A 24,493-nucleotide genomic window follows, 5' to 3' on the forward strand; every position below is an offset into this window, starting at 1 on the left:
GTAAAAAAACTCAAAGCGCAAAAAAGCGTTTGAGTTTTTCTTTTTATTTGTCTGTATACGCATCGTGTAGTACAGAAAGCTCTTTCTCGAGTGAATCGAGAATTTCCTTGCCTTTTTCACGTTCAATCAGACCTAGCTTCACAGCAAAGTCAATTTCACGAGACAGGCCGAACATTTGTGTATCTAATACTTCCTCATATAAAGGGCATTGTGGCATTGTTAAATGATCCATTTGTACTCGAATAAGGCGAGCAATCTTATCTGCATCAGCAACTAAAAGCTCCAAAGCCTTTTCTTGAAAAGAAGTTTGTGATTTCGTATCCATGAGGACGCCCCCATTATCTGATATTTCTTCGATTCTATCTTAATAAAGTTTATCTTCTAGTCGTTAAAATTGCAAGTGTCTTCATTGGAAAATACCGAATTCCAATTTTATTTCTTTATTATTTTTAGGCATTAGCGTTATACTATGTCATGGATATACAAGATTTGAGGAGGATTTCTATCATGGAAACAATAATTCCTATCAAGGGCGCAGTAACATATCAATTAACATTAGATCCCACTGTTTGGATTTTCGATGATCGTAAATTAGATTTAAAAACATATTTCACGACACAAGATGTTAAGGAAGATTCAGACATCAAATATATGCGTGAGGTTGGTGCTCACTGGTCTCGTGAGATTATGGAGGGAGCTACATTCCCGCCTACATTAAAATCAGAGCGTAAGTTTGACCGTAAAGGAATGGAAACAGGGACATTTGGTATCGAATTAGGTCATTTTTTAAAAAATGCTGAAATTAAGCCTGAAGCAACAAAAATTATCTTTGAATGTGAAACTGGTCAGGAATATCCTTTTTCTATTGAAGAAGCATCTACACTTATTTTAAAATATAGCCAAGATGGCAAGCCACTCTTAGAGGACGGTCCCATTCATGTATTAATGAGAGATGGTTCAAATATTGATAATCCTATTAAAAACGTAATAGCCATTCGCGCTGAATAGGGGGGAATGCAATGCGCGTTAAATGCGTAATTTGCGATACGATTCAAAGTATAGACGATAATTTACCTTTAGCAAAAAAATTGCGTAATCGTCCAATCCATACTTATATGTGTGAAAATTGCCATGATCGTATTAAAGAAAACACGGTTGCACGATTAGAAACAGGGAATTTCCGTTTTTATAGAACTTCACCACAAATGGATAAAGAATTTTAATATTTAATGAACACAAAAGAGGTGCCTCCATCGGGAGACACCTCTTTTCTTTATTAGCCGTTATTTTTAATAACCGACTTTTCTATCAACTCAACCACCTGATACATGATTGTTGCAAAAAATGCAATGATGAGCAAGGACATGAGCACAAGGTTAAAATTAAACACTTGGAAGCCATAGATGATTAAATAGCCAAGACCTTTTGAGGCCACTAAAAACTCACCTACAATAACCCCAACCCACGATAATCCTACATTCACCTTTAATGTTGAAATAATAGTCGGAAAAGATGCTGGTAAGATGACTTCACGAAAAATTTGCCACCTAGATGCACCAAATGTTTGTAAGACCTTACTATAATTCGGATCGACACCTTTAAAAGCCGTATATACCACAATAGTCGTAATAATGATAGATATTAAAGCCCCCATTGCAATAATGGAAAAATAACCTGGCCCTAGCGCAACAATAAGAATAGGCCCTAACGCAACTTTTGGCATCGCATTTAAAATAACTAAATATGGGTCCAGTACCTTCGACAGAAATGGTGACCACCACAAAAGGATAGCGATGAACGTCCCTAGTAAAGTCCCCGCAATAAAGCCAATCACCGTCTCCATTAATGTCACACCAACATGCAAAGTTAAAGTTCCATCAGTTACTTTTTCGATAAATGTATGCCAGACTTGTGTGGGTGAACTAAAAATTAAACGGTCTATCCATTCTAATCTAGAAAGCAGCTCCCATCCTCCAAAGAACAGAAGCAGAATAATAAGCTGATACAGCCGTACAAAGCGTTTTTCTTTTTTTAACATTTGCTGATATTGTTTAAATAATGTGTTATCCAAGGCTCTCCAGCTCCTTCCAAATCATTTGGAATACATCTGCATAGGTAGGATGCTGTCTTACATCAAACGGTGATAATTCACGAAGTGCCTCAGGTATTTCAAACACTTTATGCAATGTCCCTGGATTGGCAGAAAATAAAAAGACACGCTCACTCATAGCTATTGCCTCTCCAATATCATGCGTCACAAGAACTGCCGTCTTTCTATAGGTCTTTAAGGTTTCTACCACTAAATCCTCAAGCTTTAATTTCGATTGATAATCAAGAGCCGAAAATGGTTCATCTAACAATAAAATTTTAGGATTTACCGCTAAAGTACGGGCAAGTGCCACACGTTGTCTCATACCTCCTGATAATTCTCGTGGATAGTTGTTCCCTACATGTGGTAATCCTACTTCTTGCAAAAGAGCATTGGCCGTTACTTTATGTGAATTATTGCTCCGCTCCATAATTTTTAAACCAATCGTGACGTTTTCTTCAATGGTTTTCCATGGAAATAAATAGTCCTGCTGAAGCATATAGCCAATGCTTGATTGATTATGTGCTGCTAGTTCATCACCATCAATATAGACCTTGCCTTCAGTTGATGGAAACAAACCAGCGATTATTGATAATAAGGTCGTTTTCCCACAGCCACTAGGCCCGATAAACGACACGAATTCTCCTTCACGAATGGCTAAACTAATATCACGTAATACTTCCTTTGCCTGTGTGCTTGAAAAATAACTATGGTGAATATTTTCTAGCTGTAAAAATTCCATATTACTCAGCAGCCTTTTTAGCAAAGGTTGTGTTCACAAGTTTTTCGTACTCCACGCGTTGAGGAAGTTCACCTGCTTCCTCCATAATTGTTTGCAAGTTATCCCACTCCCCCTCATCGAGGATAGGGTCTGATGCATAGGAGCCTTGTGCTTTATAACGCTCGATTACTGTTTCGATAACCGCAACATCTACATTCTCAAAATAAGGTTGAATAATTTTTGCCACTTCTGCGGAACTTTCATTCTGTACAAAATTTTGTGCCCGTTGTAAGGCATTTGTAAAGGCTTGAACTGTCTTCTCATCATCTTTTAAATAACTGCTTTTCGCCATATAGGACGTGTAAGGCAAATTACCAGACTCTGTACCGAAAGATGCTACAATATAGCCTTTCCCCTCTTTTTCAAATACACTAGCTGTTGGTTCAAATAACTGTACATAATCACCAGTACCTGAAGCAAAGGCAGTGGCTATATTTGCAAAATCAATATTTTGAATAAGGGTTAAATCATGAACAGGGTCTATGCCGTGCTTCTTCAGCACAAATTCACCTGCCATTTGCGGCATCCCCCCTTTACGTTGCCCTAAAAATGTAGAGCCCTTCAATTGATCCCATGAAAAATTATCCATTTTTTCTCTTGCAACTAAAAAAGTACCGTCAGTTTGAGTTAACTGAGCAAAATTCTGAATGGGATCATTCGCCCCTTGTAGTGTGACGTAGATTGAAGTTTCCGAACCAACTAAAGCAATATCAATACCATCTGACAGCAATGCCGTCATGGTTTTATCGCCACCCGCTATCGTTTGTAGCTCTACAGAAAGACCTTCATCCTCGAAGAATCCTTTTTCAAGCGCTACATATTGAGGCGCATAAAATATCGAACGAGTTACTTCTCCAACTTTGACTTTTTCTAGCTCTGCTTTATTACATGCCGTCAAAGAAAGGAGTAACAAAGCAATGACACCTATTAGAAAACCTTTTGTAAGCCAACGCATTCCCTTTCCTCCTTGATGTGATGAAAATAAGCCTATCGACATTAACTTATTCACATCAGAAGAATTCGGTGCCAACCAATTTATGTTGATTTTACAGTTGTGTAGGATCAGCTATGCCAAATAGGATTTTTGAAAAAGTTTTTTTAGTTATATAAGAAAACAGCCTTAGCGACTATTACGCTAAGGCTGTTTGATAAACGATAAAAGTTCTTATTATAAAATACGGACTACCTTTTATTGATTGGCAGCTTGTTGCTCTTCTCTTTTTTCACGCCATAATCTTGTTTTATAAACTATTAAAATTAAGGCGGCTACAATCAATCCTTCAATCATTGGCAAGAATAGAGCAAAGAATGTTAGCATGATACAACCTACAAAGAGGAACGCATAAATAATAATGTTTTGAGATAGTTTTAATTTCTTGGCAAAGCCTAGCTTATAGACAATGGCAGAAAGTGCAAATACAAGAAGAAATACAACATAGCCTGCAATTTCATAGCTTGGTAAATTTTCATATAAAAATCTCGTTATACCCGCCATTCTTCCAAAAACTCTTGTTGTTTCCTCGGAACTTGTCTGTGCAGCAACTTGAATAACATTTAGTTCACCCAATAAAGCGGACTTAATATCCAAGACTCCTCTTCCTTTCATGTCAGCGAAAATTATTGTTCTGCGTTACGTAATTTTTTCGCTGCTTTCTCACGTTCATTTTTATCTAGAATTTTTTTACGCAGACGAATAGATTCTGGTGTGATTTCTAAATACTCATCATCACCTAGGTATTCAAGTGCTTCTTCTAAAGATAAAATACGTGGTTTTTTAATAACATTCGTTTGGTCTTTATTTGCTGAACGAATGTTTGTTTTTTGTTTCATTTTTGTGATGTTTACAGTGATATCAGCGTCACGAGTATTTTCTCCAACGATCATACCTTCGTAAATATCTGTACCTGGCTCTAAGAACAGTGTACCACGATCTTCAATTTGCATCATACCATAAGTTGTTGATTTACCAGTTTCCATAGAAACTAGTACACCTTGGTGACGTCCACCAATTTTACCTGGTAGTAATGGTTGGTAGCAATCAAACGTATGGTTAATAATACCAAAACCTTTTGTCATCGACATGAATTCAGTCGTATAACCGATCAAACCACGAGCTGGTACTAAGAACGTTAAACGAACTTGACCACTGCCGTTATTTACCATATCAAGCATTTCACCTTTACGTGTACCAATTGATTCAATAATTGAACCAACATTATCTTCCGGTACATCGATTTGAACGCGTTCGAATGGTTCACATTTTACGCCATCGATTTCACGCACGATTACTTGAGGTTTAGATACTTGTAATTCGAAACCTTCACGGCGCATATTTTCAATAAGGATTGATAGGTGAAGCTCACCACGACCTGAAACTGTCCAAGCATCTGGAGAATCAGTATCTTCAACACGTAAAGATACGTCCGTTTGTAATTGAGCACGTAAACGCTCTTCTACTTTACGAGAAGTAACCCATTTCCCTTCACGACCAGCGAATGGAGAGTTGTTTACTAAGAATGTCATTTGTAAAGTTGGCTCATCGATACGTAATGGTGTAAGTGCTTCTTGGTGCTCAACAGGACAAACTGTTTCACCTACGTTGATATCTTCCATACCTGAAACGGCGATTAAATCACCAGCTTTTGCTGTCTCTACTTCTTCACGTTTTAAACCGAAGAAACCAAAGATTTTTGTTACACGGAAGTTTTTCACTGTACCGTCTAACTTCATCAGTGCAACTTGTTGACCTACAGAAATTGTTCCACGGAATACGCGACCAATTCCGATACGTCCAACGAAGTCATTATAGTCAAGTAAAGCTACTTGGAATTGTAATGGGTCTTCTGAGTTATCAACTGGTGCTGGAATAGATTCAATAACTTTTTCAAATAGACATTTCATATTTTCTTCTTGTTTAGATGGATCAGCGTCCAAAGAAGCTGTCCCATTTACACCTGAAGCATAAACAACAGGGAAGTCTAATTGATCGTCATCTGCACCTAACTCGATAAATAATTCAAGTACTTCATCTACTACTTCTAGTGGACGAGCTGAATCTTTGTCTACTTTATTTACGACTACGATTGGTGTTAGACGTTGTTCTAATGCTTTTTTCAATACGAAACGTGTTTGAGGCATACAACCTTCATACGCATCGACAACTAGTAAAACGCCGTCTACCATTTTTAAAATACGTTCTACCTCACCACCGAAGTCAGCGTGTCCAGGCGTATCAAGGATGTTGATACGAGTTCCTTCATAGTTTACTGCTGTATTTTTAGCTAAAATCGTAATACCACGTTCGCGTTCAATATCATTAGAGTCCATTGCACGTTCTTCAACACGTTCGTTTGAACGGAATGTACCTGATTGTTTTAGTAATTGGTCGACTAAGGTAGTTTTACCATGGTCAACGTGGGCGATTATTGCGATATTGCGAAGATCTTGACGTAAGTTTGTCATTATTCCACTCCATATTCTTTTTTCGAATGTTTAACTGTGATATTATAGCACAAGAAGGATAGAAATGTCCTTATTAGAATTTACATCATTCTAAAAAATATATATGATTTATAAATTTTTTATATAGGAGGCTAGGCTATGAATCGTGCAAAATTCGTAATGGCTATTTATGCATTAGCAGCTGTTTTAGCAATGTGCTCAATTGGCTATTCAGTGGCGGCTAGTAGTGTATTTGGTGCAATAGCAGGTATTGTGGCTACTTGTGTCATTTTCATGACAGCCTTTAAAATGAAGCGAAAACTGCGTATGCAAGGGTTACTGTAGTTAAAAAAAGGAGCTGTCTAGTAAATAGACGGCTCCTTTTTATTCATAAGGTACAATATATTTTTCCAATAATTCTTTATGAATGGAAGGATTGGCGATAATAAAAGTATCTTGATGTAAGAAGTCAAAGCCTTCTCCATGCAAGTTTGTGGCAATGGCCCCAACCTCTTGAGCAATAATGGTACCACCTGCTATATCCCACGGTGATAGACGCATGGAAACATAGGCATCCAACTTCCCACTAACAACAAATGCGATTTCCATGCAAGCCGAGCCATATGAACGTGTGCCCCGAACTTTGCGGACCATCTCAATGACCTTTTCGTGATGAATATGTCGATTAGGAGCTACCCAATGTGCATTGATACCAATGACTGATTCCTCCATCGTAACAGATTGAAGTTTCCGCAGTGGAGAATCGTTATACCACGCGCCTTGGCCTTCAATCGCATAAAATAAATCCTCGCGCATGACATCAAATATGTACCCTAACTTACCTACCCCATTAATAAAAATACCAATAGAAATCATAAAGTGACGATGCTGTTTAACAAAATTCATCGTGCCGTCTATAGGGTCAATAATCCAAACTACACCATCTAATGACTCTACCTTTTCCCCCATTCCTTCTTCGCCTAAAATTTTGTGGGCTGGATTAAAAGCTTTAATTTGGTCGATAAAAAATAACTCGGTCTCTCGGTCAATATTTGTTACCAGGTCATTGGCACCTGATTTTGTCTCGATCACTAAATTATACGAAAAAGCTTCTCGAATACGCCTTCCAGCTTCAAAAATTATACTTTTCGCAAATTCATCCATTTGTTGTAAATCCAATTAAAACCCACCCTTCGAATATAAGAAAAAGCCTTTACTTTCCTCACGCTTTATTCATAAATTTTACCTTGTCCATTGTCTTTATTGCGATATACACCATGAATTTCAAGAAATACTGAAATTCTTTACGCTATGATATAGTATCTATTTTACCCTTTGTCACAATAAAAATCACCTGCTGTCGGAATATTCAGCAAGTGATTTTTTAAATGGGTATAAGATTTTGATTACGCATAGGCGTGGAAGCTTTCAAGTTCCATCTGGATTTCTCCAAGACGTTTTTTACTTTTTTCAATTTCAATATCATTTTTTTCATTCATCGCTGCAAAAAGCGATGCTAATTCATAATCTAATTCTAATTGTAAAATGTGTTCATATTGCTTTTCAATGTCAACTTTACGTATAATTTTTACGATTGGTTTCATAAAAACACTTCCTTTTTTAATTTTTTTTACAAAAACTTTTCAAATTCGATAAAATTCTTGTTATAAGATTTTTTCCCAAAATCAGCGTAAAATAAACCTTATAAAACGAAAGGAGCAAAATAAAATTGCCGAAAATAAAGTGGACAAACAAAGATTTTAATGTTTTTAAAATAGATGGTTTAGAACAAAGAATGGATGCATTAAACGATCATGTACGCCCAAAATTCCATCAGCTTGGTGATGATTTTGCTGCCTATTTCTCAAGCCAGCTAGGTGAAGAATTCTTCCCTCATGTTGCCAAACACGCTAGAAGAACTGTCAACCCTCCAAAAGATAGTTGGGTTGCCTTCGCCCCATATAAAAGAGGTTATAAATCATTGCCTCACTTTCAGATTGGTCTATGGCACTCACATTTATTCATCGTCTTAGCTATTATTTATGAAGCTCCTCAAAAAAATGTGATGGCTGAACGTTTACTCGCTCATCAATCCTTATTTGAACAGCTATCAGGTGACTTTATTGTGTCAGGTGACCATATGTCCCCAGAGGCCATTTCACTTGAAGAAGCGAAAGAAGACAAGCTTGAGGCACTACTTTTGCGTCTGCGAGATGTAAAAAAAGGTGAGTTTTTAATTGGTCGTCATATTCCAAAAGAGCAAGCAATAAAATTATCAGCCAGTGAATTCCACCAGTTAACGGAGCAAACATTCAACAGCTTACTGCCTTTTTACAACGTCATTGTTGGTAAGGATTTAAGATAAGCTTGTATCTCATGATATTTGTTGAAGTAGTGTATGCAAAATGTCGTTTTTTAACACAAAAAAATAAAAAGCGGATGTGAGTTGTTCTCACATCCACTTTTTTATCGATTTTTTTTAGGAACTATTTTTATCATTGTACCATCTGCGGCTTCTTTTGTTTGCTTAACAACAGAATAGCTTATATAGCCACTAGCTTCTTCAAATTCACGAAATATTGTTTTTTCCTCCGCTTGTGAAGGAACAATTTCCTTAAAGCGACGATATTTAGCCATCATGACCTCACGCTTGATGCCCTTTTCATGAGCTTGTTCAATTCCTTCAAAAAATTGAACAACGTCCACAATCTCCTCTGTAGACCAATCTGTTGAAAACGGATAAGAATATTCCATTCGACAAAACCACCTTTACATTATTGCCCCCATTTTAACCGGATACTTTCCGCTTCTGCAACCATTCGATTGATTAATTCCTCAACAGTAGGAATATCATGAATCATTCCTGTCACTTGTCCAGCCCAACCAAAGCCTTGTTCTTGTTCACCTTCATAAATAAAGCGCTTATTCGCTGTACCACTTATATATTCCTTTAACGCTTCATAGGTTGGCTCTTTTTCTTCAATTTCTAAAATTTTTGCCGTAAACTCATTCCGTAAAGCACGAGCTGGTGCACCGATAGAACGTTTTATGATCGTCGTATCAGCCTCTGTGCTTGCTAATAGTGCTTCTTTATAGGCTGCAGAAGCATCAACACATTCCTTTGTTGCAATAAAACGAGTACCCATTTCAATTCCTTCAGCTCCCAGTGCATGGGCAGCCATCCAGCCTCGTCCATCCCCAATTCCACCTGAAGCAATCACTGGGATATTCACGCTATCCACAACCTGTGGGACGAGCACCATCGTACCTATATCATCCCTACCAAGATGTCCGCCACCCTCCTGTCCAACAACCATTACAGCATCTGCTCCAAGCTGTTCAGCTTTTTGCGCTTGTCTACGTGCAGCTACAAGTACTAATTTTTTAATACTTGTGCCTGCTAATAAATCAAAAATAGGTGCAGGATTACCTCCAGTCATCGTCACAACAGGTACTTCTTCTTCCACTGCAACGCGAACCATTTCCTCATAGCCTGTACCATGCATACCAATAGCAAAGTTTACACCAAAAGGCTTATCTGTTAATGTTCGTACTTTATGAATCTCCGCTCGCAATAAGTCAGGGCTTCGTAAACTCATAGCTGTGATTTGACCTAACCCTCCAGCATTCGACACAGCCGCTGCTAAATCAGCATAGGCTAAATACGCTAAACCGCCTTGAATAATTGGGTATTTCACTTGTAAAAGCTCTGTCACCCGTGTATTCCAACTCATAATACCTCCCCCTTCATTCGGTATTAATTTCTCGATATCCTTAAAAAATCCTTTTATTTTTTATGAAAAGTCTATTTTTTCGTGTCGTTAGGTGCTATAATTCATTTGTTTTCTTAGATAATTTAAAGTGAGGTGGTACCTGCGTTGTCACAACTAGAGACTCCATTGTTCGACGTATTACTTAAACATCGGAACAGACATCCTATCCAGTTCCATATTCCAGGCCATAAGAAAGGGCAAGGGATGGACCCTGCTTTCCGAGAATTCGTCGGCGACAACGTTTTATCAATTGATTTAATTAATATTGCTCCACTAGACGATTTACATTCACCAAAGGGTGCTATTAAAGAAGCGCAAAATCTTGCAGCAGAAGCTTTTGGTGCTGATCATACATTCTTTTCCGTTCAAGGTACTAGTGGCGCCATCATGACGATGATTCTGACCGTCGTTGGTCCAGGTGATAAGATTCTAGTGCCGCGGAATGTCCATAAATCTATTATGTCGGCGATAGTTTTCGCTGGTGCAATTCCAATTTTTATTCATCCTGAAGTCGATAGTGAATACGGGATTTCTCATGGCATTTCCCCTGAGGCTGTCGAAAAAGCTTTAAATGCTTATCCAGATACAAAAGCTGTGCTAGTTATTAATCCAACTTATTATGGCTTCACAGCAGATTTAAAACGCATTGTCGAAATCACTCATAGCCGTGATATTCCAGTAGTAGTAGATGAAGCACATGGTGTACACATTAAATTCCATGATGACCTTCCCTATTCAGCAATGGAGGCAGGTGCCGACATGGCTGCTACAAGTGTTCATAAGCTTGGTGGTTCTATGACACAAACGTCCATTTTAAATGTTCGAGAAGGACTTGTTTCAGCAAAACGTGTACAAGCTGTTTTTTCTATGCTAACAACGACATCAACATCTTATCCATTGCTCGCTTCCCTTGACACAGCTCGACGTCAATTAGCGATTCACGGATATGATTTAATTGACGATGCATTACGTTTAGCAAAGGATGCTCGTAAACGAATCAACCAAATCCCACATTTAAAATGTGCAGGCAAGGAAAAACTACATTCATCCGCTACTTATGATATGGACCCTTTGAAACTTCTTATTAGCGTCAAGGATTTGGGTATTTCTGGGCATAGAGCTGAGGAATGGTTACGTTATAATGCCAATATCGAAGTAGAATTGTCTGACCTTTACAATATTTTATGTTTAGTGACATTAGGAGATACGAAAAAAGAAATTAATCTTTTAGTCAATGCATTATCTCGTATGTCAAAAGCTTTTGATTCGGAAGCGGCTATCACAGAAGCTGTCGTGAATGTCCCAGATATTCCAGCGCTAGCTATGTCACCTCGTGATGCATTTTATGCTGATACGGAGGTAGTTCCACTTGCTGAAGCAGATAACTGTATTTGTGCAGAATTTATTATGGTCTATCCTCCTGGAATTCCAATTTTTATTCCCGGGGAAATAATTACTCAAGAAAATATTCATTATATCCAAATGAATATTGAGGCGGGTTTACCCGTTCAAGGACCAGAGGATTCAACATTGAAAACGATTCGTGTTATTAAAGAACGAAAACCTATTATTTAATCTTAAAAGCTAGCTCTTCTTGAAGAGCTAGCTTTTTCATTATTGATAAAAAGCAGAGGTTCATATCAGTAAAATCGGAAAAGCTACCAGCCATTATTGGCATAAAAAATCTCCAACTGTTTTAACAGAAACCGTAGCTACTTTAGAAAATTTTTCTTTCCCATTTAATGAAATTATCTATATTAGGATAACCATTTGCTATTCCCATTTAGACATAGCCTGCCTTAGACTATTTAAAAGCTCTACCACTTCATCCTGAGTAGAGTGATGCTGTTCTCTTCATTTCTTTTAACGGTTTTCAAAATCATCCGTATTATTTATTACAAAATAGATCGCAATTAAATAGGCAACGAGCATTTATTAGTTGATTTTATAAGCTAAAAGTTAGAATAACAAATGCACATTATCTACAATAGAGAAAAGGAGGAATGATTCATGAATTCATGGAATCAACGTTTTCTAGAATCTGAATACGTTTATGGTGAACAACCAAATGCCTTTATTAAAGATTATGTGACTTTTTTGCAAGACTGTCCTAATGTCGCAGCGTATGCTGAAGGTGAAGGGCGCAATGCTGTTTTTTTAGCCTCTAGGGGCCATACTGTCACTGCCTATGACTATGCACAAAGTGGTCTTGCGAAAACAGAACAATTAGCCCAGAAACAGCATGTAACAGTTCAAACTAGGCTAACCGATTTACTACTGGATGAGCTTCCTGTGGAGAAATATGATGCGGCTATTATGATTTTTGGTCATTTTCCATTGCAACAACAGCAGGTAGTCATCCAAAAGATTATCGATTCAGTGAAGCAAGGCGGACGGATTATGATGGAATTATATTCTATTTATCAGCTCCCCTATGCGTCTGGTGGTCCACAGCAGCTTGATTTTTTATATGACCCAAAAGATGTCCTGCAATGGTGTGAGCCACATAAAATTATCCATTTCTTTACAGGTGAGCAAATACGCCATGAAGGAGCGTTACACACTGGACTAGCTCATACCATTCAATTCATTATTGAGAAAAAATAAATGAGTTGTCTCTAAACAGTTGAGACAACTCCTAAAGTGAAAATTTTTATAAAAATAAATACACAAATAATGGACAGAAAAATGCCCCAATAATAGCCGTTAAGCCCATTGATAATGAACCAACTGATAATTCCTGTTCTCCATATTCCCTTAATTTCACAAGTCCTACACCATGCGAGGCACTGCCCACTGCCACCCCTCTACTAACGGCCGAGTCGATTTTGCCATACTTAATAACTAAAGGACCAATAATAGCTCCTACAAATCCTGCTATCATGACAAAAACAGCTGTTAGTGGCGGAATACCTCCTATTGTTTCGCTGACCTGCATTCCAACAGGCGTCGTTAAAGATTTAGGCAAGGCTGTCAGCATCCAACTAGATTTTACACCAATCCATTTTAACAGCACGAAAATGGTCACTAATCCTGTCACCATGCCGATGAACAGTCCTGATAAAATAGAATATTTATATTTGATAATAATAGCTCGTTGATTATAAAGAGGATAGGCAAGTGCAACTACAGCGGGCCCAAGCATTTTCTGAAGCCATTCTCCACCCACCATATATGTAGAATATGGAATATTAAATAGTAGTAAAATCAATGCACTAACAACAGTAGTCGTGACTAAAGGAATCATAATAGGATGCGGAAATCGCTGATAAAGCTTCGTAAATAATATGAACATAATGATGGTGCTCAGAACAACAATTGCTTCAATCAACCGTTAACTCACCCTTTCCCTCTTCAACAATAGACTCCGTTTCTTCCTTTTTCTTTAATTCTTTCTTCTCAATTAGTTGCGTCAGTAAACCTGTGACATAAATAGAGATTAATGTACTAGCAATAACGGCTAGAATGATAAGCAAGCCAGTGATTGACATGAGCTCTGGGTAATCAATAACGCCCACTGTTGCTGGTATGAAAAACAGCGTTAAAACGCCAATTAAAAAACTTGCACCATCTTGAATATATTCAACCTTAATGATTTTAAAAATGAGTGAAAGTACTAATAACAGTAATCCAATGACACTTCCTGGAAGCGGTATGTGTAAATAAGTCACAATTCCTACTCCCATATAATAAAAAATGGTCAGTATGCCAATTTGAACAATGATACGAACAACTCGCAACAACAGCGCAGCAAAATTTTCGTTCAACATTTCGCTACTTTTCACCCCCTATATCGTTCATTCTACATCTGTAGGAATTTTCTGTCTATTGTAATTTTAGAAAAATAACAATTAGCATCAGAATAAGCTAAGTTCCATTTTCCTAAAAATCACATGTATACATATATAGTGTTTTCATCGATATTTAGGGTAATTTGTCACTCGGACTATTCAAATAACGTTCTTTCCTTATGATGAATATCCACTACCTATCGCCTTTAAATTTTCATCACTAGCTAGCAAATTTCAGAAATTTTATATATAATCGGAAATTACAAAAGATACTCATTTTTCAAATAATACTATAATTTCCATAATACATAATAAGGTGGGATCTTCTATTATCCTTAAAACATTAAAACTTCAAACTCGCTTTGCTTATTACAGTAGCTTTTTAATTTTTCTTATCGTCACTTTAACTGGCTTCCTCTTTTACGTAACGATTTCTGATGCACTGCAAACACAAATTGGTAACCGAGCACTATACTTGGCGGAAACAACTGCTAGTAGGGGCGACGTTATAGAAGCCTTTCACACCGACAACCCATCAAAAAGTCTGCAAACAATAAGCGATGATATTATGGACGCTGCAAAAGCCACGTATGTTGTAATCGGTGATAAAAATGGCATTCGCTACACCCACCCTCTCGCCGATCGTATTGGCAAATCGATGGTTGGTGATGATAACGACAAAGCATTGATCAACGGTGAATCTTATATTTCAATTGCCGATGGTTCAATGGGACAATCTATTCGTGGGAAAGCGCCTATCGTTGATACGAATGGAGCCATTTTAGGCGTTGTGTCCATTGGCTATTTAACGAGTGAATTAGATAACTTATATTTTTTATACTTGGATAATATTTTTTATACGATCATTATTGCACTCACCATCGGTATTATCGGCTCCATTATTTTATCCCGAAATATTAAAAAGCAAATTTTTAATTTGGAGCCAAATGAAATTGCCAATCTATTAACAGAAAAAAATACTTTAATAGAATCCGTGCGGGAAGCTATTATTACAGTCAATGATAAAGGTGAAATTACAACGCTAAACAACGCCGCCGCCAATATCTTAAATTTACCCGATGCTACTTCTATTATTGGCGATAATATTAAACAACATATTCCAAATACACATCTACTGAATGTATTGATGAATGGTGAAAAACAGCTTGATAAATTGATGATTGTCAACGGTGATGAAATTATTGTCAACCGCGTTCCTATGAAAGTGAAAGGTAAAATTGTCGGTGCTGTAGCAAGTTTCCGGCTACAATCAGAAATTGAGCAAATGGCGATTGAATTATCTCAAGTAAAACAATATACAGAAGCTTTACGTGCACAAACACATGAGTTTAATAATATCCTTTATACCGTTTCTGGCCTTATTCAACTAAATGCATCCGATGAGGCTTTAACCATTATTCATAAAGAGGTACAAGGACATTCCTCCTTAACGCAATTTATTACCAATCGTGTTAAAGATCCATTCTTAAATGGTTTAATTATTGGATTTTTTAATCGTGCGCGTGAATTAAAGATTCAGCTCGTATTTGATGAGGATAGTTATTTAGATATCTTTCCTGAAAATATAGAAAAAGGCCTTATTATTTCGATTATGGGTAATTTACTAACCAATGCTTTTGAGGAGGTCGAAAGAAATAAAGAACAACGGCCTATAGTAAGGCTTTTTATATTTGATAATGGAGAAGAAATAATTTTTGAGGTCGAGGATTCAGGCAATGGCATAGCACAAGAAAAACTAGATGTCTTGTTTTCAGAAAATATTTCAACAAAAGATAGGAAGCATCGAGGCTTTGGGTTAAGGAAAGTAATTTCCAGCATTCAAGATTTAAATGGCACACTCGCTCTTGGGGAAGGCGATTTAGGAGGTGCCCTATTTATCGTATCTATTAGTAAAAGGGGGATTATTAACAATGACTAATATTGAAGTACTAGTAATTGAAGACGATGTACGTGTAGCAGACGTACATCGTCGTTTTTTAGATAAAATTGAAGGATTTACAGTAATTGCGTGTGCAAACACTGGGGAAGAAGCTTTAGATTGGCTACAATCATTTTCACCACAGCTAATATTACTCGATGTATTTTTACCAGATATATTAGGCGTGGATTTAATTGATAAAATCAATACTATTAGCCCAGCCAGTAACATTATTTTGATTACCGCTGCCACAGAGGCTCACATTGTACAAAAAGCGTATCGGAAAAATGTTACAGACTATATTTTAAAGCCATTTACATTTGATCAATTAAAAGAAAGTATAGAAAAATTCCGTTACAAACACCTACTACTCCAAAACAATGAGAGATTTACACAAGAAAAGCTTCAATACCTATGGCCAAAAGCGACTTCATCCATCTCTGAAGATACACAGCTACTATTACCAAAAGGCATTGATTTAACAACGATGAATCATGTTATCAACTATTTAAGTACAATAAAAGGTGGTAGTACAGCTGAACTGTTAGGAAAAAATATTGGTATAAGTCGTTCCACTGCTCGCCGTTATTTAGAATTTTTAGTCACACAAAAGCAGGCCTATATTGAGCTAACTTATGGCACAGTTGGTCGTCCTGAACGACGATACTTTATTTTCTCATAAACTTTATGAACAAAATGACGTTAATCCACAATATCACCACAATATTTTAACAATTCTGATATCAGTTATAGTTATGATAGCGCTCGATTGATAGCGCTATCATTTTTTTAAGGGGGATTTTTATGTGGAGAAAGATTTCAAAAGTTATGATAGCTGGCTTACTATTTACTAGTTTAGTTGGTTGTTCTTCATCAAATGGAGGAACAGCTGATGGAAAGCAAGCAAGTAATTATCCGAAAAGTAATATTACCATTGTTGCTCCATCAGGCGCGGGCGGTGGTTGGGATTTAACAGCTCGTGCGGTAGCAAAAACAATGAATGATACAGGCTTAATTAATAAATCGATTCAAGTCGAAAACAAGCCTGGTGGTGGCGGTGCTGCCTTTATGGCAACATTTTCTACAAAGGAAGCAAGCAATGATTATATGTTAATGGTTAAATCACCGCCCATTCTTATTAATCATGAAAAAGCTGAAGGAAATAGTAAATTTGGCTACAAGGACACTACGCCTTTAGCACAATTAACGCGTGACTATGGGGCAATCGTTGTTAAAAAGGATTCACCATTCCAAACGCTTGAAGATGTATTAAATGCCCTAAAAGATTCGCCAAAAGATGTTACGTTAGCAGGTGGCTCTGCACCGGGCTCTATGGATCATCTAGTAGGGATTATTCCCGCCTATAAAGCCGGTATAGACTTAAAAACAATTAAATACGTTTCTTACGATGGTGGTGGTGAAGCTGTAACCGCATTACTAGGCGGCAATGCTGATGTCATAGCAACAGATGCTTCCACAATCGCTACTTATGTTAAATCAGGAGATGTACGCGTATTAGCCGTAAGTTCCTCTGAGCGATTAGAAGGTGAGCTAGCAGAAGTTCCTACATTTAAAGAGGCTGGTATTGATGAAGAGTTTACTATTTGGCGTGGTATTTTTGGTCCGAAAAATATGAGTGAAGATGCGGTTACCTACTGGTCCGAAAAATTACAAGCAATGTCTGAATCAGAAGAATGGCAAGCTGAGGTGACACGTAATGGCTGGCAAGCTGAATACCGCAATGCAGAGGAATTTACAACATATCTAGACAATCAAAATAAAATCATCGTAGAGCTACTGACAGCTCTTGGTATGCAAAAGTAAAGAATAGACTGTGTTGAAAAAGAGCACAAGTATTTCCATCCAATAAGATCTACTTGTGCAACCTACATTTATTATCAACGGAGGTGTAAACGATTGAATTACACATTTGATAAAACATTTAGCATTATCCTATTAGCTGTTAGCATTTTATTTATCTTTCAAGCAACGCAAATTTCTGATAGTGCTTATGGATCTACAGTCGGTCCTAAAATATTTCCACTAGGTTTAGGTATTATTTTAGGTTTATTAAGTCTTCAACTATTTTATGAATCATGGAAAAATGCTGTAAGGGAGCGAATCACAGGAGGACCCACTGCACCATCTAAAACCTCCTCTACTGACCTCAAGAAATTTTTTATTATTTTTGGTAGTGCGATTGCCTATGTATTCTTCTTAGAAAAAATAGGCTATGTGATCACAACGTTTTTATTTTTATGTATTAGTTTCCAAACGATGGAACGAGCAAAGCTTATTTATTCAATTATTATTGCAGCTGGATTTTCACTTGGTGTCTATTATTTATTTACAAGTTTACTAGGCGGTTCATTGCCTAGCTTCCCAACTTTTTAATGTAAAGGAGTGAACATATGTCGACATTGCAATTTTTAGCTGATGGATTTGCTATTGCTTTTCAATGGCAAAATCTTTTATTCGCTCTTGTCGGTGTCATAATTGGAACAGCGGTTGGTGTCCTTCCTGGCATAGGTCCAATGAGTGGCGTTGCTTTATTAATCCCAGTAACAGCAACCATTACAGCGGGATTACCTACGGAGGCCGCCGCTACGAGCTCTATTATCTTACTTGCAGGCGTTTATTACGGAGCCATGTATGGCGGTTCAACAACTTCGATTCTATTAAATACACCTGGTGAATCCTCATCAGTTGTTACAACTTTGGATGGCTACCAAATGGCTAAGCAAGGCCGTGCTGGAAGCGCTCTTTCCATTGCAGCTATTGGTTCATTTTGTGCTGGTGTTATAGCATTACTTGGCCTAATACTATTAGCGAATCCATTATCAAAATTAGCACTTAAATTTGGACCAGCAGAATACTTTTCATTAATGCTACTAGGGCTTGCTGCAGTAAGTGGACTTGCAGGCCGCTCTATTACAAAAGCTTTAATTATGACAGCCTTAGGGCTGATGCTCGGGACAGTTGGTATCGATGCCGTATCTGGTATCGAACGCTTTACATTTGGTCAGCCTATGCTATTCTCGGGTATTGAATTTTTAACAATTGCTGTTGGTTTATTCGCGTTAGGGGAAGTATTTAAAACGATACTTGAAAGAGATGAAGAAGATGGTCAATTAGCAAAGATTAATCGTGTATTACCAACAAAGCAGGATTTAAAGGAAAGCGCTATTCCTATTGCTCGCGGTTCACTACTAGGATTTTTCATTGGCGTATTACCTGGTGCAGGCGCAACACTTGCCTCATTCTTTTCTTATATTACCGAAAAGAAATTCAGTAAAACACCTGAGAAATTTGGAAAAGGTCATATTGCAGGTGTTGCAGGACCTGAATCAGCGAACAATGCTGCATCAGGTGGTGCAATGATTCCCTTGCTAACATTAGGCATTCCCGGTTCAGGTACAACGGCTATTTTAATGGGTGCACTTATTATGTATAATATTCAGCCAGGTCCATTATTATTTGATGAGCATCCTCAAGTCGCTTGGGGATTAATTGCCAGTATGTTTATAGGAAATTTAATGTTATTAGCATTAAACATGCCTCTCGTTCGTATTTTTGCAAAAATCATAGAAACACCGAAAAAATATTTATTACCCATTATTGTAGCAATTTCAATTTTTGGTGTGTATGCCGTACAATTCGCCACTTTTGATTTATTTTTATTATTAGCTTGTGGTGTGCTCGGCTATCTATTTGCCAAAAATGACTATCCAGTGGCACCTTTAGTACTTGCACTTGTACTAGGGCCAATGATTGAAAATAATATGCGCCGTGCATTAACTATATCTAATGGTGACTTTTCTATTTTTGTAGCAAAGCCATTATCATTACTATTTTTAGTAGCTGCTATTTCGTGGTTACTTATACCGCTGCTCATGAAAATGCGTGGTAAAAATGTTCTGATTAATGAAGAAGGATAATTATAAAATCCACTACACATTCTATCAATGGAAGTATAGTGGATTTTTCTCTATAATGCGTGACCAGAGCCACCATCAATATTCAATGAAGTCCCCGTAACATAACTTGCTGCATCAGATACTAAAAATGTAATAACGTTGGCCGCTTCTTGCGTATCACCTACACGACCAAGTGGAATAGCTTGCCCTACTTTACGAGAATAGTCTTCCCACGATAAACTTGGATCTTCTTTTTTCCATTTCTTTTCAATTTGATCACTTCGAATAAGCCCAATACATACGGAATTGACGCGGATATTATCCTTTCCTAAATCCTTGCTCATCGCTTTAGTCAAAGCAAGTCCCGCAGCACGGCTGACAGTCGTAGGAAGCGAGCTAGCAGGAGGCGTCTTAGCCATCACCGCAGTCACATTCACGATTGCACCCCCACCTGCCTTACGCATATATGGTGCTGCATATTTTGAGCAATGTATAGCCCCAAATACCTTTAAATCTAAATCTGCTTGCCACAGCTCACTACTCACCGATTCAAAAGGATTTGCTGATGCTGTCCCAGCATTATTAATGAGAATATCAATGTGTCCAAAATGTTCGACCGTACGCTCAATTAGATTCTTACAATCTTTTTCCTTAGTAATATCTGTTGGAACAATTAAAACATCTACACCTGTTTCATTTTTAATACACCCAGCGGCCACCTGTAGCTGTTTTTCTCCACGTGCACAAAGTACAACCTGTGCACCCTCTTTAACAAGTTGCATGGCCGTATAATAGCCAATACCTTTACTCGAGCCTGTTATAATTGCTACTTTCCCCTTTAAGCCTAGTTCCATTATGATCACCCCAAATATTTTCGAATATTCGTAACAATATATTTACTTTAACAAAATTATAGATAATATACAAAAAACGGCTACAAAGCATTTCGCTTTATAGCCGTTTAAACGGTTTTACATTATTTTTTTGCTACAATGTGAATTGGGTTGCCAAGTAATACTTCAGCAGCTTCCATTGTAATTTCCCCTAATGTTGGGTGAGCATGAATTGTTAATGCGATGTCTTCAGCTGTCATTCCGCCTTCAATTGCTAAGCCCATTTCAGCGATCATATCAGATGCACCAGCACCTACAATTTGAGCACCGATTAATAAGCCATCTTCTTTACGAGCAACAAGCTTCACGAAGCCTTCTGATTGGTTTAATGCAAGAGCACGACCATTTGCTGCGAATGGGAATTTCGCTGCAGTGTACTCGATACCTTCTGCTTTTGCTTGTTCTTCGTTGTAACCAACTGTCGCCATTTCTGGATCTGTGAAACATACAGCAGGTACAGCAAGATAATCAACAACTGATTTTTCACCAGCAATTGCTTCAGCAGCAACTTTACCCTCGTAAGAAGCTTTATGTGCAAGCTGAGGACCAGCTACGATATCTCCGATTGCATAGATATTTGAAATATTTGTACGACATTGTTTATCAACATTGATAAGACCGCGTTCACCGAATTCAACACCGATTTCAGCAAGGCCCATTTCATCAGTATTTGGACGACGACCTACAGTAACTAATACATAATCAGCTTCAACTTTTTTCTCTTCTCCGCCAACTTCATAAGTTACAACTACGCCGTTTTCTGTTTCTTCAACGCCTTTTGCAGATGCGTTTACTTCGATTTCAACGCCTTTCTTTTTAAGGCCTTTTTTCACGATTTGAGTCATTTGTTTTTCGAAGCCAGCTAAAATATCTTTTCCGCCTTCAATAATTGTTACTTGTGAGCCAAGGTTTGCATAAGCAGATCCTAACTCTGTACCGATGTAACCTCCACCAATTACTACTAATTTACCAGGTACTTCTTGTAAAGAAAGTGCACCAGTAGAATTTAGTACGCGCTCAGTGAATTTGAATGTAGGAATTTCAACTGGACGAGAACCTGTTGCAATAATGACATTGTTAAATGTGTAAGTTTGAGCAGATTCACCATTGATGATACGCACTGAATGAGCGTCAACGAAATAAGCTTCACCTTGTACAATTTCAACTTTGTTCCCTTTAAGTAAGCCTTCAACACCGCCAGTTAATTTTTTAACAACGCTGTCTTTAAATGCTTGTGCTTTTGAGAAGTCTAATTTCACATCAGAAGCGATGATTCCCATGTCATCTGAATGTTTAGCTTGCTCAAAACGGTGACCTACTGAAATTAATGCTTTTGATGGAATACAACCTACGTTTAAGCACACACCACCAAGTACATTTTTTTCAACGATTGTTACTTTTTGGCCAGTTTGAGCTGCACGAATTGCTGCTACATATCCTCCAGGACCTGAACCAATGACAAGAGTATCTGTTTCGATTGGGAAATCTCCTACTACCATTTTGTTACGCCTCCATTAATAATAATTCTGGCTCACTTAACAAACGCTTCAAGTGATTTAAAGCATTTTGCGCAGTGGCTCCATCGATCATACGATGATCAAAGCTCAATGATAATGCTAACACAGGTGCGGCTACAATTTCACCATTTTTTATTACAGGTTTTTCTGAAATTCGACCAATACCTAGAATTGCTACTTCAGGATGGTTAATTACTGGCGTAAACCATTGACCTCCTGCAGAGCCAATATTCGTAATAGACATAGATGCACCTTTCATTTCATGTGGCGCAAGTTTACTTTCACGGGCTTTAGTCGCTAACTCATTGATTTCATTTGACACTGCAAATACAGACTTGCGATCTGCATGCTTGATAACTGGGACAAGTAAACCTTTTTCAGTATCCGCTGCAATACCAATATTGTAGTAATGCTTTTGGATAATTTCTTGTGTTGCATCATCTAATGAGCGATTAAATTCTGGGAATTCGCGTAATGTTGAGATAAGTGCTTTCACTACATAAGGTAAGTATGTTAATTTAACACCTTTTTCAGCTGCGATATCTTTGAATTTTTTACGATGCGCTACAAGAGCTGTTACATCGACTTCATCCATTAGTGTAACATGTGGAGCCGTTTGTTTCGAGTGTACCATTGCTTTGGCAATAGCTTTTCGAATACCAGACATTTTCTCACGAGTTTCTGGGAATTCCCCTTCAAGAACAACTGGTGCTGCTGATGTAGTAGTTTCTTGTTGAACCGCTTCTTCAACTGTCACTCCAGTTGCTGATTCAGTGTCAACAGTTCCTCCACCATTTAAGAAGTTTGTAATATCTTCTTTCAAAATACGACCATTTTTGCCTGAACCTTTTACTTCACGGATGTTTACGTCATTATCGCGTGCAAATTTGCGGACAGACGGCATCGCAATGACACGTTTTGTTTCATCAACAACTGTTTCAGCTTTTTCAGGTGCTTGCTCTGGCGCTTTCTCCTCTTTTGCAGGAGCTTTTTCTACGTTCTGACCAGATTCAGCAGTTGCTTGAACTTGTGCTTCAGTTTTCTCTTCAGCGTGACTATCACCTTTTAGCTTTAAGTCTTCATAGCCAGGTGCATCCAATCTGATTAGAACATCGCCTACAACGGCAACTGTTCCTTCTCCTACTAAAACTTCCTCTACTGTTCCTTCAACTGGTGAAGGAATTTCTACTACTGCTTTATCATTTTGTACTTCACAAAGAATATCGTCTTCTTTTACTGTATCTCCAGCCTTGACGAACCATTTCACGATTTCGCCTTCGTGAATTCCCTCGCCAATATCCGGTAATCTGAATTCAAATGCCATGTGTACCCATCCTTTCTATTTACTGATGTTCAAGTTTAGAAGCTTCATTAGAATGTTAAAACTTTTTTCGCTGTTTCCATTACATCTTTGTAGTTTGGTAACCAAACACCTTCAGCTTGTGGGAATGGGTACACAGTATCTGGTGCAGCCACACGAAGTACAGGTGCTTCTAAGCTTAAAATTGCGCGCTCAGTAATTTCTGCTACTACATTTGCCGCGATACCCGCTTGTTTTTGTGCTTCTTGTACAACGATTGCACGACCTGTTTTTTCTACAGACGCAATAATTGTTTCGATATCAATTGGTTGAATTGTACGTAAATCAATTACTTCAACAGAGTGGCCTTCTTTTTCAAGTTCTTCTGCAGCCTTTAAGCTTTCATGAACCATTAAACCGTAAGCAACAATTGTTAAATCTTTACCTTCACGTTTTACATCCGCTTTTCCTAGTGGAATTTCGTATGCTTCTTCCGGTACTTCTTCACGGAACGAACGGTAAAGTTTTAAATGTTCTAAGAAAATAACTGGGTTGTCGTTGCGAATAGATGAAATTAGTAAACCTTTTGCATCGTAAGGTGTTGATGGTACAACAACCGTTAAACCTGGTTGTGCAGTCATTAGGCTTTCTAAGCTATCTGAGTGCATCTCAGGAGTATGCACACCACCACCGAATGGTGAACGAATTGTTACTGGTGCGTTGTATACGCCGCCACTACGGTAGCTCATACGTGCTAATTGACCACTGATTGAATCCATTACTTCATAAACGAAGCCGAAGAATTGAATTTCAGGAACTGGACGGAATCCTTGTAGAGAAAGACCGATTGCTAAGCCACCAATACCTGATTCTGCTAATGGCGTATCAAAAACGCGATCAACTCCGAATTCTTTTTGTAGGCCTTCTGTAGCACGGAATACCCCACCGTTGACACCTACATCTTCCCCGAATACAAGAACGTTTTCATCATTCTTTAATTCTGTGCGAAGTGCATCTGTAATTGCTTGAATCATCGTCATTTGTGCCATAGG

General features: G+C 37.8%; 27 protein-coding genes. 11 read left to right on the top strand and 16 right to left on the bottom strand.

The window, feature by feature from the left end; genetic code table 11:
- Positions 1 to 43: 43 nt before the first annotated feature.
- The gene (locus tag AC07YC_RS03500; RefSeq protein WP_004224778.1) at positions 44 to 325 is read right to left on the bottom strand and encodes an Fpa/YlaN family protein; all 282 of its coding nucleotides are present in this window, start codon (positions 323 to 325) and stop codon (positions 44 to 46) included.
- A 182-nt stretch (positions 326 to 507) separates the two neighbouring features.
- Between AC07YC_RS03500 and AC07YC_RS03505 the strand changes: the two genes are divergently transcribed.
- Positions 508 to 1,008, top strand: coding sequence for a molybdopterin-binding protein (locus tag AC07YC_RS03505; RefSeq protein WP_008173970.1), 501 nt, complete (start codon positions 508 to 510; stop codon positions 1,006 to 1,008).
- An 11-nt stretch (positions 1,009 to 1,019) separates the two neighbouring features.
- Positions 1,020 to 1,223, top strand: coding sequence for a YlaI family protein (locus AC07YC_RS03510; RefSeq protein ID WP_008173973.1), 204 nt, complete (start codon positions 1,020 to 1,022; stop codon positions 1,221 to 1,223).
- A gap of 53 nt (positions 1,224 to 1,276) precedes the next feature.
- On the opposite strand, the gene AC07YC_RS03515 is transcribed toward AC07YC_RS03510, so the two are convergent.
- The 5 genes from AC07YC_RS03515 to typA form a co-directional block, all read right to left on the bottom strand.
- Positions 1,277 to 2,071 (bottom strand): ABC transporter permease, encoded by a 795-nt coding sequence (locus AC07YC_RS03515; RefSeq protein WP_036123716.1) that lies wholly within the window; start codon positions 2,069 to 2,071, stop codon positions 1,277 to 1,279.
- Positions 2,064 to 2,831, bottom strand: a complete 768-nt coding sequence (locus AC07YC_RS03520) for an ABC transporter ATP-binding protein (RefSeq protein WP_036123714.1) — start codon at positions 2,829 to 2,831, stop codon at positions 2,064 to 2,066. Before AC07YC_RS03520 ends, AC07YC_RS03515 begins: the two co-directional genes overlap by 8 nt.
- Before the next feature lies 1 nt (position 2,832).
- On the bottom strand, positions 2,833 to 3,825 hold the full coding sequence (locus tag AC07YC_RS03525; protein WP_336636803.1) for an ABC transporter substrate-binding protein: 993 nt from the start codon (positions 3,823 to 3,825) through the stop codon (positions 2,833 to 2,835).
- 234 nt (positions 3,826 to 4,059) lie between these two features.
- Positions 4,060 to 4,458, bottom strand: coding sequence for a YlaH-like family protein (locus AC07YC_RS03530; RefSeq protein ID WP_025113802.1), 399 nt, complete (start codon positions 4,456 to 4,458; stop codon positions 4,060 to 4,062).
- A gap of 29 nt (positions 4,459 to 4,487) precedes the next feature.
- The gene (gene typA, locus AC07YC_RS03535; protein ID WP_036123708.1) at positions 4,488 to 6,332 is read right to left on the bottom strand and encodes a translational GTPase TypA; all 1,845 of its coding nucleotides are present in this window, start codon (positions 6,330 to 6,332) and stop codon (positions 4,488 to 4,490) included.
- A 138-nt stretch (positions 6,333 to 6,470) separates the two neighbouring features.
- Between typA and AC07YC_RS03540 the strand changes: the two genes are divergently transcribed.
- Positions 6,471 to 6,656 (top strand): DUF5325 family protein, encoded by a 186-nt coding sequence (locus AC07YC_RS03540; RefSeq protein WP_008173985.1) that lies wholly within the window; start codon positions 6,471 to 6,473, stop codon positions 6,654 to 6,656.
- A gap of 39 nt (positions 6,657 to 6,695) precedes the next feature.
- Here the strand turns inward: AC07YC_RS03540 and AC07YC_RS03545 are convergent, their stop codons facing one another.
- Both AC07YC_RS03545 and AC07YC_RS03550 read right to left on the bottom strand, forming a co-directional pair.
- Positions 6,696 to 7,490, bottom strand: coding sequence for an inositol monophosphatase family protein (locus tag AC07YC_RS03545; protein ID WP_008173986.1), 795 nt, complete (start codon positions 7,488 to 7,490; stop codon positions 6,696 to 6,698).
- 227 nt (positions 7,491 to 7,717) lie between these two features.
- Entirely contained in the window at positions 7,718 to 7,915 is a 198-nt protein-coding gene (locus AC07YC_RS03550) for a YkzI domain-containing protein (protein ID WP_008173987.1), read from the bottom strand.
- A 125-nt stretch (positions 7,916 to 8,040) separates the two neighbouring features.
- Between AC07YC_RS03550 and AC07YC_RS03555 the strand changes: the two genes are divergently transcribed.
- Positions 8,041 to 8,676 carry a YktB family protein gene (locus AC07YC_RS03555; protein WP_494918358.1) on the top strand — a complete coding sequence of 212 codons (636 nt, stop codon included), beginning with the start codon at positions 8,041 to 8,043 and terminating at the stop codon, positions 8,674 to 8,676.
- A 101-nt stretch (positions 8,677 to 8,777) separates the two neighbouring features.
- Here the strand turns inward: AC07YC_RS03555 and AC07YC_RS03560 are convergent, their stop codons facing one another.
- Both AC07YC_RS03560 and AC07YC_RS03565 read right to left on the bottom strand, forming a co-directional pair.
- Positions 8,778 to 9,065, bottom strand: coding sequence for a UPF0223 family protein (locus tag AC07YC_RS03560; RefSeq protein ID WP_336636801.1), 288 nt, complete (start codon positions 9,063 to 9,065; stop codon positions 8,778 to 8,780).
- A gap of 20 nt (positions 9,066 to 9,085) precedes the next feature.
- Positions 9,086 to 10,045 carry an NAD(P)H-dependent flavin oxidoreductase gene (locus AC07YC_RS03565; RefSeq protein WP_494918359.1) on the bottom strand — a complete coding sequence of 320 codons (960 nt, stop codon included), beginning with the start codon at positions 10,043 to 10,045 and terminating at the stop codon, positions 9,086 to 9,088.
- A gap of 144 nt (positions 10,046 to 10,189) precedes the next feature.
- On the opposite strand from AC07YC_RS03565, the gene AC07YC_RS03570 reads away from it, so the two are divergent.
- Together AC07YC_RS03570 and AC07YC_RS03575 are read left to right on the top strand one after the other, a co-directional pair.
- Positions 10,190 to 11,659, top strand: a complete 1,470-nt coding sequence (locus AC07YC_RS03570; protein WP_036123694.1) for an aminotransferase class I/II-fold pyridoxal phosphate-dependent enzyme — start codon at positions 10,190 to 10,192, stop codon at positions 11,657 to 11,659.
- A gap of 435 nt (positions 11,660 to 12,094) precedes the next feature.
- Positions 12,095 to 12,691 (top strand): class I SAM-dependent methyltransferase, encoded by a 597-nt coding sequence (locus AC07YC_RS03575; protein WP_494918360.1) that lies wholly within the window; start codon positions 12,095 to 12,097, stop codon positions 12,689 to 12,691.
- A 46-nt stretch (positions 12,692 to 12,737) separates the two neighbouring features.
- Here AC07YC_RS03575 and AC07YC_RS03580 read toward each other — a convergent pair whose 3' ends face one another.
- Together AC07YC_RS03580 and AC07YC_RS03585 are read right to left on the bottom strand one after the other, a co-directional pair.
- On the bottom strand, positions 12,738 to 13,415 hold the full coding sequence (locus AC07YC_RS03580) for an LrgB family protein (RefSeq protein WP_494918361.1): 678 nt from the start codon (positions 13,413 to 13,415) through the stop codon (positions 12,738 to 12,740).
- The gene (locus AC07YC_RS03585) at positions 13,408 to 13,854 is read right to left on the bottom strand and encodes a CidA/LrgA family protein (RefSeq protein ID WP_336636797.1); all 447 of its coding nucleotides are present in this window, start codon (positions 13,852 to 13,854) and stop codon (positions 13,408 to 13,410) included. Before AC07YC_RS03585 ends, AC07YC_RS03580 begins: the two co-directional genes overlap by 8 nt.
- Before the next feature lie 337 nt (positions 13,855 to 14,191).
- Between AC07YC_RS03585 and AC07YC_RS03590 the strand changes: the two genes are divergently transcribed.
- From AC07YC_RS03590 to AC07YC_RS03610, 5 genes are all read left to right on the top strand, one after another.
- Positions 14,192 to 15,814 (top strand): ATP-binding protein, encoded by a 1,623-nt coding sequence (locus tag AC07YC_RS03590; RefSeq protein ID WP_494918362.1) that lies wholly within the window; start codon positions 14,192 to 14,194, stop codon positions 15,812 to 15,814.
- Positions 15,807 to 16,496: a response regulator transcription factor gene (locus tag AC07YC_RS03595; protein ID WP_336636795.1), complete on the top strand. Its 690-nt coding sequence runs from the start codon at positions 15,807 to 15,809 to the stop codon at positions 16,494 to 16,496. Before AC07YC_RS03590 ends, AC07YC_RS03595 begins: the two co-directional genes overlap by 8 nt.
- A 122-nt stretch (positions 16,497 to 16,618) precedes the next feature.
- Entirely contained in the window at positions 16,619 to 17,638 is a 1,020-nt protein-coding gene (locus AC07YC_RS03600) for a tripartite tricarboxylate transporter substrate binding protein (RefSeq protein ID WP_494918363.1), read from the top strand.
- A gap of 93 nt (positions 17,639 to 17,731) precedes the next feature.
- The gene (locus AC07YC_RS03605; protein WP_494918364.1) at positions 17,732 to 18,208 is read left to right on the top strand and encodes a tripartite tricarboxylate transporter TctB family protein; all 477 of its coding nucleotides are present in this window, start codon (positions 17,732 to 17,734) and stop codon (positions 18,206 to 18,208) included.
- Between the two features lie 17 nt (positions 18,209 to 18,225).
- Positions 18,226 to 19,752: a tripartite tricarboxylate transporter permease gene (locus AC07YC_RS03610; RefSeq protein ID WP_150908060.1), complete on the top strand. Its 1,527-nt coding sequence runs from the start codon at positions 18,226 to 18,228 to the stop codon at positions 19,750 to 19,752.
- Between the two features lie 50 nt (positions 19,753 to 19,802).
- Here AC07YC_RS03610 and AC07YC_RS03615 read toward each other — a convergent pair whose 3' ends face one another.
- The 4 genes from AC07YC_RS03615 to AC07YC_RS03630 all read right to left on the bottom strand — a co-directional run bounded on the left by AC07YC_RS03615 (position 19,803) and on the right by AC07YC_RS03630 (position 24,490).
- Positions 19,803 to 20,585 carry an SDR family NAD(P)-dependent oxidoreductase gene (locus tag AC07YC_RS03615; protein WP_336636792.1) on the bottom strand — a complete coding sequence of 261 codons (783 nt, stop codon included), beginning with the start codon at positions 20,583 to 20,585 and terminating at the stop codon, positions 19,803 to 19,805.
- Positions 20,586 to 20,707: 122 nt separating this feature from the next.
- Positions 20,708 to 22,123: a dihydrolipoyl dehydrogenase gene (gene lpdA / locus AC07YC_RS03620; RefSeq protein WP_036123668.1), complete on the bottom strand. Its 1,416-nt coding sequence runs from the start codon at positions 22,121 to 22,123 to the stop codon at positions 20,708 to 20,710.
- Between the two features lie 4 nt (positions 22,124 to 22,127).
- Positions 22,128 to 23,465 (bottom strand): dihydrolipoamide acetyltransferase family protein, encoded by a 1,338-nt coding sequence (locus AC07YC_RS03625; RefSeq protein ID WP_089985246.1) that lies wholly within the window; start codon positions 23,463 to 23,465, stop codon positions 22,128 to 22,130.
- A 47-nt stretch (positions 23,466 to 23,512) separates the two neighbouring features.
- On the bottom strand, positions 23,513 to 24,490 hold the full coding sequence (locus AC07YC_RS03630) for an alpha-ketoacid dehydrogenase subunit beta (RefSeq protein ID WP_008174017.1): 978 nt from the start codon (positions 24,488 to 24,490) through the stop codon (positions 23,513 to 23,515).
- Positions 24,491 to 24,493: the final 3 nt, after the last annotated feature.

The sequence above is a fragment of the Lysinibacillus sp. GW247-5R2A genome, assembly GCF_059424475.1.

Excerpts from the sequence above, each read along its gene's own strand:
- AC07YC_RS03500 (WP_004224778.1), bottom strand. The coding sequence starts at position 325 with ATGGATACGAAATCACAAACTTCTTTTCAAGAAAAGGCTTTGGAGCTT.
- AC07YC_RS03505 (WP_008173970.1), top strand. The coding sequence starts at position 508 with ATGGAAACAATAATTCCTATCAAGGGCGCAGTAACATATCAATTAACA.
- AC07YC_RS03510 (WP_008173973.1), top strand. The coding sequence starts at position 1,020 with ATGCGCGTTAAATGCGTAATTTGCGATACGATTCAAAGTATAGACGAT.
- AC07YC_RS03520 (WP_036123714.1), bottom strand. The coding sequence starts at position 2,831 with ATGGAATTTTTACAGCTAGAAAATATTCACCATAGTTATTTTTCAAGC.
- AC07YC_RS03525 (WP_336636803.1), bottom strand. The coding sequence starts at position 3,825 with ATGCGTTGGCTTACAAAAGGTTTTCTAATAGGTGTCATTGCTTTGTTA.
- typA (WP_036123708.1), bottom strand. The coding sequence starts at position 6,332 with ATGACAAACTTACGTCAAGATCTTCGCAATATCGCAATAATCGCCCAC.
- AC07YC_RS03540 (WP_008173985.1), top strand. The coding sequence starts at position 6,471 with ATGAATCGTGCAAAATTCGTAATGGCTATTTATGCATTAGCAGCTGTT.
- AC07YC_RS03550 (WP_008173987.1), bottom strand. The coding sequence starts at position 7,915 with ATGAAACCAATCGTAAAAATTATACGTAAAGTTGACATTGAAAAGCAA.
- AC07YC_RS03560 (WP_336636801.1), bottom strand. The coding sequence starts at position 9,065 with ATGGAATATTCTTATCCGTTTTCAACAGATTGGTCTACAGAGGAGATT.
- AC07YC_RS03565 (WP_494918359.1), bottom strand. The coding sequence starts at position 10,045 with ATGAGTTGGAATACACGGGTGACAGAGCTTTTACAAGTGAAATACCCA.
- AC07YC_RS03575 (WP_494918360.1), top strand. The coding sequence starts at position 12,095 with ATGAATTCATGGAATCAACGTTTTCTAGAATCTGAATACGTTTATGGT.
- AC07YC_RS03585 (WP_336636797.1), bottom strand. The coding sequence starts at position 13,854 with ATGTTGAACGAAAATTTTGCTGCGCTGTTGTTGCGAGTTGTTCGTATC.
- AC07YC_RS03595 (WP_336636795.1), top strand. The coding sequence starts at position 15,807 with ATGACTAATATTGAAGTACTAGTAATTGAAGACGATGTACGTGTAGCA.
- AC07YC_RS03600 (WP_494918363.1), top strand. The coding sequence starts at position 16,619 with ATGTGGAGAAAGATTTCAAAAGTTATGATAGCTGGCTTACTATTTACT.
- AC07YC_RS03610 (WP_150908060.1), top strand. The coding sequence starts at position 18,226 with ATGTCGACATTGCAATTTTTAGCTGATGGATTTGCTATTGCTTTTCAA.
- AC07YC_RS03615 (WP_336636792.1), bottom strand. The coding sequence starts at position 20,585 with ATGGAACTAGGCTTAAAGGGGAAAGTAGCAATTATAACAGGCTCGAGT.
- lpdA (WP_036123668.1), bottom strand. The coding sequence starts at position 22,123 with ATGGTAGTAGGAGATTTCCCAATCGAAACAGATACTCTTGTCATTGGT.
- AC07YC_RS03625 (WP_089985246.1), bottom strand. The coding sequence starts at position 23,465 with ATGGCATTTGAATTCAGATTACCGGATATTGGCGAGGGAATTCACGAA.
- AC07YC_RS03630 (WP_008174017.1), bottom strand. The coding sequence starts at position 24,490 with ATGGCACAAATGACGATGATTCAAGCAATTACAGATGCACTTCGCACA.